We start from the raw sequence: 13,288 nt of genomic DNA, 5'->3' as shown, positions 1-13,288 counted from the left end.
ACGGCCGGTCGCGGCGCGGCCGGTGCGGCGACACGGGCACCGCCGGGAGCTGCGACCCGCGGGCTGGCCGGGCGGACGGGGCCCGGCGGGACCTGGCGCCGGCCGGGGTCCGCCGCCGCCTCCAGCAGACCGTCGCGGCGACGGTCGGCACGGCTGCGGCCCGGCGTGGTCGGGTGGTCGCTCAGATCCGGGTCGGCGAGGGCGGGCGCCGGACCGTCGGTGCGGCGGCGTCCATGCGGAACCGGGGCGGTCCCCCGGTCCGGTACGTCACTGCCTGACGCGGCATGCCTGCCCACGGTGACCAAATCTAGACGCCGCGGCCCCGGTTGCCCAGTGATTGGGAGGAACGCCGCTGTCCCCGTGCCGCGCGCAACCGGCGCAGCCGCCGGACGAGCAACGGGTCGGCCTCCAGCGCGGCGGGTCGGTCGACGAGCGCGTTGAGGACCTGGTAGTAGCGGGTCGGCGGGAGGCCGAAGCGGTCACGGATCGCCGTCTCCTTGGCGCCGGGCCGCCGCCACCACTGCCGCTCGAAGGCGAGCATCTCGTGCTCGCGCCGGGTGAGGCCGCCGGCGGGGACCGGCGCCACCTCCGTCGCGTGCGGTGCGGGGTCGGGCGGAGGGAGCACCTCGCCCCCCGGCGGGGAGACCGCGGGAGCTGGTTCGGCAGGCATCGGACGTCCTTCTCTGTGGTGCGGAGGACCCGACCGTAGTCCCGCCCACCGACATCCGCGGGCGCCCGCGCGACGAGGGGACGGCGTGCCGTGACGCGGGGATGACGTGCCGTCTAGACCGGTGCGGGCGCAGCCTCCGCCGCCCGCCGCCGCGCCCCGGCGCGGGCCTGTCGGAGGCTGTCGGCGGTGAACACCGCCAGGGCGACCCAGACGATGACGAAGCCGGCGAGGCGGGCCGGCGGCATCGGCTCGTGGTAGACGAAGACGCCGATCGCCAGCTGCATGAGGGGGGTGATGTACTGCAGCAGGCCGACGGTCGACAGCGGGATCCGGCGGGTCGCGGCGGCGAACAGCAGCAGCGGGATCGCGGTCGCGATCCCGGAGCTCATCAGCAGCAGCAGGTGCCCGGTCCCGGCGTTGCCGGCGGTCCCCTCGCCCTGCGCGTGCAGCACGGCGACCACCACGGCCGCGGGGACGGCGACCAGCGCCGTCTCGACGAACAGGCCGGGCGCGGCCTCGACCCGGACCAGCTTCTTCATCAGGCCGTAGAGACCGAAGCTGACCGCCAGCGCCAGCGCGATCCAGGGCGGTCGGCCGTAGTCCACGGTGAGCACGGCGACGGCGACCGCGGCGATGCCGACCGCCGTCCACTGCAGGGGGCGCAGCCGCTCGCTGAAGACCACCACCCCCAGCAGCACGCTCACGAGCGGGTTGATGAAGTAGCCGAGCGAGGTCTCCACCACGTGGCCGGAGTTGACCGCGTAGACGAACACCAGCCAGTTGACCGCGATGAGCAACGCGGCGCCGAGCAGGACCAGCAGCGCGCGGCGGTCGGTGAGCACGGCACGGACGTGCGACCAGCGGCGGACGACGGTCAGCAGCCCCGCGACGAAGACCAGCGACCACAGCACCCGGTGGGCCACGATCTCCAGCCCGCCGGCCGGCTCCAGCAGAGGGAAGTAGAGCGGGAACAGCCCCCACATGCCGTAGGCGGCGAGCCCGGAGACGACCCCCGCACGCCGCTCGTCCACGGCCGCACCGTACGCCCGGCGGGACCGGCCTCGTCGACCGGACCGTGAGCCGGGCTCACGACCTGTCAGACGGTCTGGATGTAGTCGACGAGCTTCGCCCGCTCCTCCTCCAGCTCGTCGAGCCGGGCCTTGACGACGTCGCCGATCGAGACGATGCCGACCAGGACGCCGCCGTCCACCACCGGCACGTGGCGGACGCGGTGGTCGGTCATGGTGCGGGCCAGGTCCTCCACCCCCGACGACGGGACGCAGGTGTGCACGTCGGCGGTCATGAGGCTGGACACGGGATCGGTGAGCAGTTCGGCGCCCCGGTCGTGCAGGGCGCGGACGACGTCCCGCTCGGAGACGATGCCCTCGACGGTCTTCCCGTCGCCGGACACGACGAGGGCACCGACGCGGTGCTCGGCCAGCAACGCCAGCGCCTCGCGGACGCTGGCCGAGGCCTCCACGGTGGCGACCTCCGAGCCCTTGCGACGCAGCACCTGGCGGATGTGCACGAGACCTCCCTGACCTGCTGGACGCGAGGTTGGAGTGTGCTCCCGATCGCCTCTGCCGGGCAACGCCGCGGCGGCCTACCGTCGTGGTGTGCCGACCACCCGGTCCGCCCGCCGCCGGCCCACGCCGCTGCAGTGGGTGCGCTACGCGCTCGGCGGGGGGTTGCCCGCCGAGCTCTCGCCGTGGGTGCTGGCCGACACGACCGAGCGGGGCTGGATCCGCCGGCACCTGACCCGCGCCGTCGTCCAGCTCCTGCCCGTGCTGGTGCTCTGCGTGGTCGTGGTGCCGGTCCCGCTGGTCTACCGGCTGTCGGTCGCCGTCGGCGGTCTGCTGATGGCGCTGATCTTCTCGATCGCCTTCATGACCGAGACCATCGAGCACCGGGTGGCCAAGGCCGGCTACCCCGCGGGGACCGCCGCCCGGCTGCGCGAGGAGCGCGCCGAGCGGGAGGCCCTCGAGCGCCGGTCGCCCTATCGCCAGGGCGGCGCCGGCAGCTTCGACTGAGGGCTCAGTCCTCGACCCGGAACCCGATCGACACGCGCACCTGGAAGTAGGCGACGTCGCCGTCGGCGACCATCCCGCGGATCTCCTTGGCCTCGAACCACTCGATGTGGCGCACCGTCTGCGCTGCCTTGCGGATCGCGGTGCGGATCGCGTCGTCGACGCTCGTCGCGCTGCTGCCGACGATCTCGCTGAGCCTGTACACGTGGTCGCTCACGGCTGCCTCCCGGCCCTGCCACCTCGGTCCGACCCCGGGCCGCCGGTGCGGCCGGGCGCTCGAACGCTAGCGACGGCGCGGCATCGCCACCACGCGAGCGGTCCGACGCCGGGAACCGCCCGTGGAGCCGACGGGGGGACTCGAACCCCCAACCGCCCGATTACAAGTCGGGTGCGCTACCAGTTGCGCCACGCCGGCGGGACATGGGGGACCAGCCCCGGCACAAGGATAGGGACAACGCAGGGACGACCCGCGGCTCCCTCGACGATGCGCGGTGGGTCGGGTGTTCGGACGGCCCCTACCCGCGCCGCCGCGCCAGGGAGGTGTCGTAGTTCGACGCGCCGAAGAAGGTCCCGTTCCCGACCGCGCTGCGCTGGAACGCCTGCCACCGGTCCGCCGCGTCGGGTGGGATCCGGCCGAACCGCTTCAGCACGACTCCGTAGGTCTCGGCTGCGTTGGGCCAGAAGTCGCCGGAGCCGACGTCCGCGTACAGGACGCCGTCGGCTTCCACCAACTCCAGGTCAGCCGCCTGCAGCAGGTACGGCATGTCGCGCATCACCCGGGGATTGGCCACGAGCACGTTCCGCAGCTCCCGCTCGACCGTCTCGGCGAGGGAGTCGTCCGGGTAGGCGAAGGTCAGCGAGAGGCGTAGTCGCCGTCGAAGACCGCCACGCGGTGCGGGCGGTCCCCTCCGTCATCGTCGCCTCCCGCTCGCGCCCCGGGTGCCCGACGAGCAGATGCCCCCCCGCCGCAGCACCCCGGTGACGCGTTCGGAGTTCGCCTTGCGGTGTCGTGCGCGCTCTTGCGGCCGTGCGGCACCGCAGAGGCGACGACGACACCGCACGTGCGTGCGCGAAGACGTCAGAGGCGCGGGTCCACCGGCTCGGACTCCAGCGCCAGGACGGCGAAGACGCACTCGTGCAGCCGCCACAGCGGCTCCCCCCGGGCCAGCCGCTCCAGCCCCTCCATGCCGAGCGCGTACTCCCGGAGGGCGAGTCCGCGCTTGCGGCCGAGCGAGCGCTCCCGCAGCCGGTCCAGGTGCTGCGGCTCGGTGTAGTCCGGGCCGTAGATCAGCCGCAGGTACTCGCGCCCGCGGACCTTCAGGCCGGGCTGCACCACACCGCCGCGGCCGCGGGTCAGGTTGGCCGCGGGCTTGACGACCATGCCCTCGCCGCCGGCCGCGGTCATCTCCTCCCACCACGCGGTCGCCGTGCTCTCGCCGGCCGGGTCGGTGACGTCGACGGTGAGCCAGCGGGTCCCGCGGACCAGCTCGGGGTCGGCGTCGACGAGGCGGTCGGCGATGGCCAGGTGCCAGGCGTGCGGCCGGTCGGCGTACGTGGCTCCGGTGGAGGCGAGCAGCTGGAAGGGCGCGAAGGAGACGCCGGCCAACCCGTCGGTCGGCCAGCAGTAGCGCCGGTACACCGCCGTGAACGCCTCGGCGTCGTCGGCTCGCCGCCGCTGGCGGTCGAGCACCTCCGCCACGTCCAGGCCCCGCCCGGCCGCCTGCTCCAGGGCGGCGAGAGCGGCGGGGAGCGCCGTCCGCGCGGCGGCCCCCACCGCGGCGTACTGGCTGCGGATCAGGTCGCCGGCCTTGACCGACCACGGCAGCAGCTCGGCGTCGAGCAGCAGCCAGTCGGCGCCGAGCTCCTCGAACACGTGGGCCTCCTCGGCGGCGGCAGCGAGCCGGGCCAGGAACGCGGCGGTGAGCTCGGGGCCGAGGAACGACCGGCCGGTGCGGGTGTGCAGCACCCCCGGCACCTCCTCGGCGGATCCCGGCCGGCGGACGAGGGCGACCGCCCGGGAGCCCATGTGCTTCTCCTGGCAGACGACCTCGGCCACGCCCTCACCGCGGAAGTAGGCGAACGCCTCGGCCGGGTGCTCGAGCAGACCCGGCCGGGTCGAGGTGGCCGCGGGGCTCATCGTCGGCGGCAGGTAGAGCAGCTGCTCCGGCGCCACGGCGAACCGGCTCATCACCTCGATCGCCGCCGCGGCGTTCTCCTCGCGCACCGTCACCCGGCCGGCGAGCCGGGTCTCCACGACCCGCTTGCCGAGCACGTCACCGACGTCGAGGACGTCGTCGCGCCGCCGCGCCTCGGCCGGCGGGGCGGCGTCCCCCTCGGGCAGGAACGGGCGGGCCGGCTCGTAGTAGGTCTCCTTCGCCGCGACGCCGACCAGCTCGCGCTCGGGATAGCGCAGCGCGGTGAGCCGACCGCCGAACACGCAGCCGGTGTCGAGGCAGAGGGTGTTGTTGACCCACTCCGGCGTGGGGACCGGGGTGTGCCCGTAGAGCACCATCGCGCGGCCGCGGTACTCGGTCGCCCAGGGGTAGCGCACCGGCAGGCCGAACTCGTCGGTCTCCCCGGTCGTCTCGCCGTAGAGCGCGAAGTCCCGCACCCGGGCGCTCGACCGGCCCTGCAGCGACTCCTTGAGCCCGGCGTGCGCGACGACCAGCGCTCCGCCGTCCAGGACGTAGTGACTGACCAGGCCGTGGCAGAACTCCTCGACCTGACGCCGGAAGTCGTCGTCCTCCGCCTCGAGCTGGGCCAGCGTGCGCTCCAGGCCGTGGGTGCGCTGCACGTTCCGCCCGCGCAGGGCACGCACGAGCTTGTTCTCGTGGTTGCCCGGCACGCACAGCGCGTGTCCGGCGGCGACCATGCCCATGACCAGGCGCAGCACGCCGGGTGAGTCCGGCCCGCGGTCGACCAGGTCACCGACGAAGACCACGCGGCGCCCGGCCGGGTGCTCGGCGTCCACGGCACGTCCGCGCTCGTCCCGGCGCAGGTCGTAGCCGAGCTCGCCGAGCAGCTCCTCGAGTTCGGTGCGGCAGCCGTGCACGTCGCCCACGACGTCGAACGGGCCGGTGTCCTCGCGCCGGTCGTTGTACTGCTTCTCGTAGGTGATGACTGCGCGCTCGATCTCCTCCGTGCTCATCAGCAGGTGCACCTTGCGGAAGCCCTCGCGGCCCAGGCCACGCAGGCCGCGCCGCAGGTCGGACCGCTGCCGCCGGATCACCGCGGGTGAGAGGTCCCGGTCCGGCCGGGCGGCGTTCCGGGCCAGGCACTCCCCCTCCGGCACGTCGAGCACGATCGCCACGGGCAGCACGTCGTGCTCGCGCGCCAGCCGCACGAGGGAGGCGCGGTCCTCGGCCTTGACGTTGGTGGCGTCCACGACCGTGAGCCGGCCCGCGGCCAGCCGGATGCCGGCGATGTGGTGCAGCAGGTCGAAGGCGGCCGGCGTCGCCGACTGGTCGTTCTCGTCGTCGGCCACCAGGCCGCGGCAGAAGTCGCTGGAGAGCACCTGGGTCGGCCGGAAGTGCCGGCGCGCGAAGGTGCTCTTGCCCGAGCCGCTGACCCCGACCAGCACGACCAGGGCCAGGTCGGGCACGACGACGGTGCGCGGCTCGGCGGCCGGGCGCTCCCCGGTCGCGGTGGTCACGCGGCCACCTCCGTTCCCGCTGCGCGGGTGAAGACGGCCATCTGCGTGGGCGTGCGACCTCCGGGTCCTGCTCGCCGACGCCGAGCAGCCGGACGGCGTACCCGCGCCGGTCGCCGACGGCGGCCGCCCAGTCGGCGAACTGCTGCCGGGTCCACTCGAACCGGTGGTCCCGGTGCCGGAACGTGCCGGCCGGCAGGCTCTCGAAGCGGACGTTGTACTCGACGTTGGGCGTGGTGACGACGACGGTCGCCGGGGCCGCGGCGGCGAAGACGGCGTGCTCGAGCGCCGGCAGCCGGTCGAGGTCGAGGTGCTCGATGACCTCCATCAGCACCGCCGCGTCGTAGCCCCGCAGGCGGGCATCGGTGTAGGTCAGGCCGCTCTGCAGCAGCCCGATCCGCGCGCGCTGCCGCTCGGGCAGCCGGTCCAGCCGGAGCCGCCGGGCGGCCACCTCCAGCGCCCGGGCGCTGACGTCGACGCCGAGGACCTCGGTGAACGCCGGTTCGGCCAGCAGCGCGTGGAGGAGCGCACCGGCGCCACAGCCGAGGTCGACGACCCGCTGGGCGCCGGCCGAACGAAGCGCGGACAGCACCGCCCCGTGCCGCTGCAGGGCCAGGGGCACCGGCCGGTCGGCCGCATCCTCGCCGTCCGTGCCATGCGGGCCGCCGGCAGCCGCGCGCGGCGGCGCCATAGCGTCGTCCAGGTCCTCGGCCTCGGCGTCGTCCACCTCGGCGAGCCGCTCGATCGCGCGGCGGGTCAGCGCGGTCCGGTGACCCAGGTACCGGCGCGTGATCAGGTCCCGCTCGGGGTGGGTGACCAGCCAGCCGTTTCCGGCTCGCAGCAGCTTCTCGATCTCGTCGGATCCGATCCAGTAGTGCTTCGCGTCGTCGAGCACCGGCAGCGCCACGTAGAGGTGGTTGAGCGCGTCCGCCAGCCGCAGCTCACCGCTGAGCCGCAGCTCCACGTACCGGGAGTCGCCCCACTCCGGGAGCGTCTCGTCCAGCGGCACCGCCGTCGCATCGACCCGCCAGCCCAGCGGCGCGAAGAACCGGTGCGCCATCTCCCTCCCGCCGCGGCACGACAGCGCGGGAATGTGCACCTCCAAGGGGAGAGCGACGTCGACCAACTCCGGCCGCTCCTTGCTCACCCCTCGGCGGGCGCTGGAGAACGCCTTGCCGAGCGCCACCGCCAGCAGGCTCGACGCCGCGTACGGGCGGTCGTTGACGTACTGGGCGAGTGCGCCGTCATCTCCGCCGGCCCGGGCGGTGCGCACCAGGCCGATCGGGTCGACGTCGAGCAGCAGGGCAACGGTGCAGCGGTGCTCGTCCGCCTCCGGGTAGAACACGTGCGCCGTGCCGGTCGACACCTCCACCTGCTGCGCCCGCGCGGGGTTCTTGTGCAGCAGGAAGCCGAGGTCCGTCGCGGGCACGTGCGTGGTGGACAGGGTGACGAGCACGCCGAAGTGTCACGGAGCGACGGCGCGGAGTCGACCACCTTTCGCCGACCGCGTCGGCGCCGTCGACCGTCGCCGCGTCCGCGGTCGTCGCCTGGGGCCGCTCCGGCGCGTACGCCTTATGACCCGTCCCGGGCTCAGGCGGCCGGGTCCCCGTGGCGCAGGTGTCCGGCCGGGTCGCTGCCGGGCAGCGGGACGCCGCTCAGCCACCGCGCGAACCCGGCCGGGTCGCGGCGCTCCAGCTCGTCGAGGGTCTCCTGGCGGCGGACCACGATCGCGTGCCGGGTGCGCGCGTCCAGCCGGCCGGCCAGCGCCTCGGTGCTGTGCACCCACTCGCGGCCCAGGTCTCCGTTGCCCATCGTCGACACCGGAGGCAGCGGGCCGGCCGGCGGCTGCGGCACGGGCCGGACCGACGGCGTCCGCCCTGTGCGCACGGACCAGGCCGCCAGCACGGCCGCGACCCCCGCGGCCGCCACGAGCAGGGTCAGCATGGCTCCCCCGAGGGCGGTGGTGCCCGACAGCACGAGCAGCACGGTCACGGTCCCCACCGCCGCCTTCCACGCGGCGTCCACCGTCGCGCTCCGCTGGGGCCGGGCGGACTCCCGGGCGATGCCCCCGGCGAGGGCGCCGGCGACGACGCCGGCCAGGCCGATGGCGACCAGCCCGCTGGGCGGCAGGGCCAGGCCGCCGAGGACGGCCAGGGCGGCGGCGGCGAGGAGGCCGATCCCCAGCAGGAGTCGGGCGAACGGTCCGCGGTGGGGCACGGGGCAGCCTCCAGGGAAGTTCCGGACACGGGGGGCCGGGCCGCTGCCGAGCGGCGGCGGCCGTTCCGTCCCTACCCCGGCCCCGGCCTCCTTGCACACACCGTGGTCAGCGGGGGTCTTCCCTGCGGCGGCCCGGGGTAGGACGCTCGGAGGAGACACACGGGGGACGACCCAGTTCCGGAGGTGCCCGTGTCAACGACGACCCCCACGCCCGCCAGCACGCTGTCCCAGCGCCAGCCGGAGGACGGCGATCCGCCCGTCCTGCCCGTCGTGGTGGGCGCCGACGGCAGCGAGTGCGGGCTGCGAGCCGTCCGGTGGGCAGCCGAGGAGGCCGCGCGCCGCGCAGCGCCACTGCGGATCGTGCACGCCTCGACCAACGTCGGGCGCAAGCGCGATGCCGGGGGGTCGTCGTCGGAGCAGGCCCGCGGAATGACCGCGACGGCGTACACGGTCGCCAAGCACACCGCGCCGACGGTGCCGGCGTCGACCGAGGTCGTCGGCGGCGACCCCGTCACCGCGCTGCTCCAGGCCGCCGAGAACGCGCAGCTGGTCGTCCTCGGCATCTCCACCACCGGAGCCGCCGACGAGATGGTCCTGGCCTCGGTGGCCCAGAAGGTCGCCGCGCGCTCGCCGCGGCCGGTCGTCGTCGTGCCCCGGCCGCAGCGCACCACCGGCGGCACCCGGCCGCACGTCGCCCTCCTCGGCCTCGGCGAACCGGGCGACGACGAGCCGGTGGCCACCTTCGCCGCCGCGGAGGCGATGCGCGCGAGCGTGCCGCTGACCGTGCTGCACAGCCGGCCGGACGACGCCTCGGACTGGACGGCGGACGAGCAGGCGTGGTCGGAGCGCTTCCCCGACCTGCGGGTGACCCACCAGCCGCTGCCCCACGCCACCGGCGGCCGGGTGCTGGCCGCGGCCTGCCCGACCCCGCTGCTCTCGCTCAGCGCCGGCCACGGCGGCCTGCTGCACCGCCCCATGGACGCGATGCACCGCTGGCTCCTCCGCCACAACACCTCGCCGATGGCCTTCCTGCCTCCGGCGGACCGGATGCCCCGCGAGTCGCGGGAGGGCAGCAGCGCCATGGGGTGATGGGCGCCCGGCGGGCCCTCGGCAGGATCGGCGCCCGTGGGTTCCTCCGTCGTCGACCTCGGTCCACGCCTGGCCGCCGTCCTTGCGGTGCTCACCGCCCTGGCGGCGGTGGGAGGCCGGCTGTCCGGCCTCGGGCAGGACCGCCCGGTCGTCGTCGCGGCCCTGCGGGCGACCGTGCAGCTGGCCGTCGTCTCGGCGCTGCTGCTGGCGGTCGTGCGGTCGCTCCCGCTGTCGGTGGCGTTCGTCCTGCTGATGGTGGGGGTGGCGGCGGCCACGGCGGCCGGGTGACGGGGCTGCCGGTCCGGGCCGCCGGCGCGCCCCGGCGGGTGGCCGCCGCGGCCCTGCCGGTGCTGGCCGGAGCGGTGCCGGTCGTGGCGCTGGTGCTGGCCAGCGGGGCGGTACCGCTGCGCGGTGAGGCGGTCATCCCGGTCGCGGGCATCCTGGTGGGCGGGGCCATGACGGCGACGTCCCTGGCCGGGCGCCGGCTGCGCGAGGAGCTGACCGGACGGCGCGGCGAGGTCGAGGCCGCGCTCGCCCTGGGCTCCAGCGGCGGGACGCCGTCCTGGAGGTCGCCCGTCCGGCCGCGGCGACCGCGCTCGTCCCGGGGCTGGACCAGACCCGCACCGTCGGCCTGGTCACGCTCCCCGGCGCCTTCGTCGGCGTGCTGCTCGGCGGCGGCAGCCCGCTCGAGGCGGGAGCCGCCCAGCTGCTCGTGCTCATCGGCCTGCTCGCCACCCAGGTCACCGCCGTGTGGGCGGTCACCGAGCTGATCGCGCGGGGCCGGCTCCTCCCCGACGTCCCCTGCTAGGGCGTCCAGGGACCTCACAGCGAGCCCCCAGCACCGCGCCAGCGGGCCGGATGACAGTGGTCGGCGTGGGCAGCGGACCGTTGCCCGTGGAGGAGGACTCGAACAGTGAGTGAGCACGGCATCCCCCGCCCGGCGCCCGGCACGTGGGCGCCCCCGCCGGCGTGGCAGCACCCCGTCCCCGGCCAGCCGGCCGGTGAGCACCCGACCGCGACCCAGCCCGCCGCGGGCCCGTACGCGGCACCATCGGGCACCGCGGAGCAGCCGCACGTCGGCCAGCAGCCGTACGCCACCGCGCAGCAGCCGTTCCCCGGCGCCGCGGACCACGCGCAGTCGTTCCCGGGCTCCCCCGGGTCCGCGCCGTTCACCCCGGCACCGCCCGTGCCGCAGCCGGGCCGGCGGTCCGGCCGGCTCCGCATCGGCGTGGCCGGGCTGCTCGCCGGCGCGCTCATCGGCGGTGGCGCCGGTGCGGGCGTCGTCGTGCTGGCCGACGGGTCGGACGCCGCCGGCGGTGGGACGGTCGCCACGCAGAACGTGACCATCACCAACCCGGAGACGGCCACCGCCGTCACCGCCGCGGCGGCCAAGGCGGCCCCCAGCGTGGTGACCGTGTACGTCACCGGCGCCTCGGGGGCGGGCAGCGGCTCGGGCGTCGTCCTCACCGAGGACGGCTACGTCCTCACCAACAACCACGTGGTGAGCCTCGACGGCGCCGGCGGCTCGACGACCGTGTCGGTGCGCACCAGCGACGGCACGCTGCACGACGCGACCGTCGTCGGGACCGACGCCGTCTACGACATCGCGGTGCTGAAGCTCGACGACGCCTCCGGCCTCACCCCCGCCACCTTCGCCGACTCCGACGACGTCCAGGTCGGCGACCTGGCGGTCGCCATCGGCGCCCCGCTCGGCCTGTCCGACACCGTGACCGACGGGATCATCAGCGCCACCGGCCGGGCTGTGGCCACCGGCTCCACCGAGGGCGACGCCACGGTGATCGACGCGCTGCAGACCGACGCGGCCATCAACCCCGGCAACTCCGGCGGCGCCCTCGTCGACGGCGCCGGCCAGGTCGTCGGCATCAACACCGCGATCGCGACGGTGGCCGCGGGCGGCCCCGGCGGGCAGTCCGAGAGCGGCAGCATCGGCGTCGGCTTCGCCATCCCGGGCAACACTGCCCAGCGGATCGCCAAGGAGATCATCGAGAGCGGGTCGGCCCGGACCACCTACCTCGGGGTCAGCGCGCAGACCGCCGCCGCCGACGACAACGCCGAGATCGGCACCGGGGCGGAGGTCGTGCAGGTGCAGCCCGGCACCCCCGCGGCGGACGCCGGGCTCCAGGTCGGCGACGTCGTCACCGCCGTCGGCGACCGGGTGGTGACCACCTCGGCGGAGCTGACCGCCGCCGTCCGGAGCGCCACGCCCGGCGACGCGGTGACCGTCAGCGTGCGGCGCGGCGGGGAGACCACGCAGGTGGAGGTCACGCTGGGCAGCACCACCGGCTGACCCGGCCGTGCGGGCCGATGTCGGCGGGGTGCCTAGGCTGGGTCGGGTGCCGGCACCCCGCCCGACCGCGCCCCTCGCCAGCTCGCTGGACGACCCGGCGCGGGCCCGCGACCTCGCGCGGATGAAGCGGCTGGCGACCGGCCTGTTCGCGGTCGCCGGCGCCGTCTTCCTCGGCTGCGTGCTCCTCGGGCCGGACGCCGGCGCGTGGGTGGGCTACGTGCGGGCCACCGCCGAGGCCTCGATGGTCGGGGCGCTGGCCGACTGGTTCGCCGTCACCGCCCTCTTCCGGCACCCCCTGGGGCTGCCGATCCCGCACACCGCGATCATCCCGCGCAAGAAGGACCAGATCGGCGCCAGCCTCGGCAGCTTCGTGGAGGAGAACTTCCTCACCCGCGCGGTGGTCGAGGAGAAGCTGGCCACCATCGACGTCCCCGGCCGGCTCGGCGCCTTCCTGGCCGCGCCGGGGCGGGCCGAGCGGCTGGCGGGTGACGCCTCCGGGGTCCTGCACTCGGTCGCCGACCTGCTCCGCGACGAGGACCTGCAGCCGGCCGTCGCGGCCCTGGTGGACCGCAAGCTGCACGCCACCCCGGCCGCACCGGTGGTGGCGCGGGCCCTGGAGCTGGTCGTCGACGGCGAGCGGCACCAGGAGGTGCTGTCGGCGGCGCTGCGCGGGCTGGCCCACTTCCTCGAGGACAACCGGGTCGTGTTCCGGGCCCAGCTCGGCGACGCCTCGCCGGCCTGGGTGCCCGACTGGGTCGACGACCGGGTCTTCGACCGCGCCTTCTCCGCGGTGCAGCACTTCCTCGAGGAGGTCGGCGAGGATCCGCGGCACGAGCTGCGCCGGGTCTACGACGCCCGGCTGCGCACCTACGTGCACGCGCTGCGGACCGACCCGGCCACCGCGGCCCGGGTGGAGGAGCTGAAGAAGGAGCTGCTCGAGCACCCCGCCGTGCGGACCTGGTCGGGCTCGCTCTGGAGCAACCTGAAGAACGGCGTGCTCGCCGCGGCCGCCGACCCGGACTCCGCGCTGCGCACCCGCGTCACCGTGCTCATCCGGGACGTCGCGACGATGCTGCAGACCGACCCGCGGGTGCGCGAGCTCGTGCAGCGGCACGCGCGCAGCACCGCCGGTCACCTGGTCGAGCGGTTCTCCGGCGACCTGGCCGACCTGGTCGGCGGCACGGTCGCCCGCTGGGACACCGAGGAGACCAGCCGGCGGATCGAGCTGCAGGTGGGGCGCGATCTGCAGTGGATCCGGGTCAACGGCACCGTCGTCGGCGGGCTGGCCGGCCTGCTGATCTACACCGTCGCCCAACTGCTCGGCTGAC

13 protein-coding genes, 1 tRNA gene and 2 pseudogenes are annotated in these 13,288 nt (G+C 75.5%); 7 read left to right on the top strand and 9 right to left on the bottom strand.

Annotation, left to right across the window (positions count from 1 at the left end):
• Positions 1-278, top strand: a 278-nt coding sequence (locus MY520_RS01440; protein WP_436689341.1) for a hypothetical protein, incomplete at its 5' end; no start/stop codon positions are given.
• A gap of 29 nt (positions 279-307) precedes the next feature.
• Here MY520_RS01440 and MY520_RS01435 read toward each other — a convergent pair.
• The 3 genes from MY520_RS01435 to MY520_RS01425 form a co-directional block, all read right to left on the bottom strand.
• Entirely contained in the window at positions 308-670 is a 363-nt protein-coding gene (locus MY520_RS01435) for a DUF3263 domain-containing protein (RefSeq protein ID WP_436689339.1), read from the bottom strand.
• A 113-nt stretch (positions 671-783) separates the two neighbouring features.
• Positions 784-1,701: an EamA family transporter RarD gene (gene rarD, locus MY520_RS01430; RefSeq protein ID WP_436689338.1), complete on the bottom strand. Its 918-nt coding sequence runs from the start codon at positions 1,699-1,701 to the stop codon at positions 784-786.
• Between the two features lie 65 nt (positions 1,702-1,766).
• Positions 1,767-2,198 (bottom strand): CBS domain-containing protein, encoded by a 432-nt coding sequence (locus tag MY520_RS01425; protein ID WP_436689336.1) that lies wholly within the window; start codon positions 2,196-2,198, stop codon positions 1,767-1,769.
• A gap of 88 nt (positions 2,199-2,286) precedes the next feature.
• On the opposite strand from MY520_RS01425, the gene MY520_RS01420 reads away from it, so the two are divergent.
• The gene (locus tag MY520_RS01420) at positions 2,287-2,700 is read left to right on the top strand and encodes a DUF5313 family protein (protein ID WP_436689334.1); all 414 of its coding nucleotides are present in this window, start codon (positions 2,287-2,289) and stop codon (positions 2,698-2,700) included.
• A gap of 4 nt (positions 2,701-2,704) precedes the next feature.
• On the opposite strand, the gene MY520_RS01415 is transcribed toward MY520_RS01420, so the two are convergent.
• The 6 genes and pseudogenes from MY520_RS01415 to MY520_RS01390 all read right to left on the bottom strand — a co-directional run bounded on the left by MY520_RS01415 (position 2,705) and on the right by MY520_RS01390 (position 8,563).
• Positions 2,705-2,914 carry a dodecin gene (locus tag MY520_RS01415; protein ID WP_436689332.1) on the bottom strand — a complete coding sequence of 70 codons (210 nt, stop codon included), beginning with the start codon at positions 2,912-2,914 and terminating at the stop codon, positions 2,705-2,707.
• 122 nt (positions 2,915-3,036) lie between these two features.
• Positions 3,037-3,112 (bottom strand) — tRNA-Thr (locus MY520_RS01410).
• Positions 3,113-3,212: 100 nt separating this feature from the next.
• A complete protein-coding gene (locus tag MY520_RS01405) occupies positions 3,213-3,488 on the bottom strand; it encodes a hypothetical protein (protein WP_436689330.1) in 276 nt (91 codons plus the stop codon).
• A 287-nt stretch (positions 3,489-3,775) separates the two neighbouring features.
• Positions 3,776-6,349, bottom strand: coding sequence for a polynucleotide kinase-phosphatase (locus MY520_RS01400; protein WP_436689328.1), 2,574 nt, complete (start codon positions 6,347-6,349; stop codon positions 3,776-3,778).
• Positions 6,350-6,407: 58 nt separating this feature from the next.
• Positions 6,408-7,802: pseudogene (locus MY520_RS01395) on the bottom strand (3' terminal RNA ribose 2'-O-methyltransferase Hen1); the annotation flags it as partial.
• A gap of 134 nt (positions 7,803-7,936) precedes the next feature.
• Entirely contained in the window at positions 7,937-8,563 is a 627-nt protein-coding gene (locus tag MY520_RS01390; protein WP_436689326.1) for a hypothetical protein, read from the bottom strand.
• Positions 8,564-8,752: 189 nt separating this feature from the next.
• Between MY520_RS01390 and MY520_RS01385 the strand changes: the two genes are divergently transcribed.
• The 5 genes and pseudogenes from MY520_RS01385 (at position 8,753) to MY520_RS01365 (ending at position 13,287) form a co-directional block, all read left to right on the top strand.
• Entirely contained in the window at positions 8,753-9,652 is a 900-nt protein-coding gene (locus MY520_RS01385) for a universal stress protein (RefSeq protein WP_436689324.1), read from the top strand.
• A gap of 36 nt (positions 9,653-9,688) precedes the next feature.
• Positions 9,689-9,940 (top strand): ABC transporter permease, encoded by a 252-nt coding sequence (locus MY520_RS01380; RefSeq protein WP_436689322.1) that lies wholly within the window; start codon positions 9,689-9,691, stop codon positions 9,938-9,940.
• Positions 9,937-10,460, top strand: a pseudogene (locus MY520_RS01375) (ABC transporter permease). The gene MY520_RS01380 and the pseudogene MY520_RS01375 overlap by 4 nt, the downstream one beginning before the upstream one ends.
• A gap of 105 nt (positions 10,461-10,565) precedes the next feature.
• Complete coding sequence (locus tag MY520_RS01370; protein ID WP_436689320.1) at positions 10,566-11,960, top strand: trypsin-like peptidase domain-containing protein; 1,395 nt, start codon at positions 10,566-10,568, stop codon at positions 11,958-11,960.
• A gap of 46 nt (positions 11,961-12,006) precedes the next feature.
• Positions 12,007-13,287, top strand: coding sequence for a DUF445 domain-containing protein (locus MY520_RS01365; RefSeq protein WP_436689318.1), 1,281 nt, complete (start codon positions 12,007-12,009; stop codon positions 13,285-13,287).
• Position 13,288 lies beyond the last annotated feature (1 nt).

The organism is Geodermatophilus sp. CPCC 205506, from assembly GCF_051383635.1.
In the GTDB taxonomy this organism is placed as follows: domain Bacteria; phylum Actinomycetota; class Actinomycetes; order Mycobacteriales; family Geodermatophilaceae; genus Geodermatophilus.
The sequence above is the reverse complement of the archived record's forward strand: the minus strand, read 5'-3'. Positions and strand labels throughout refer to the sequence as shown.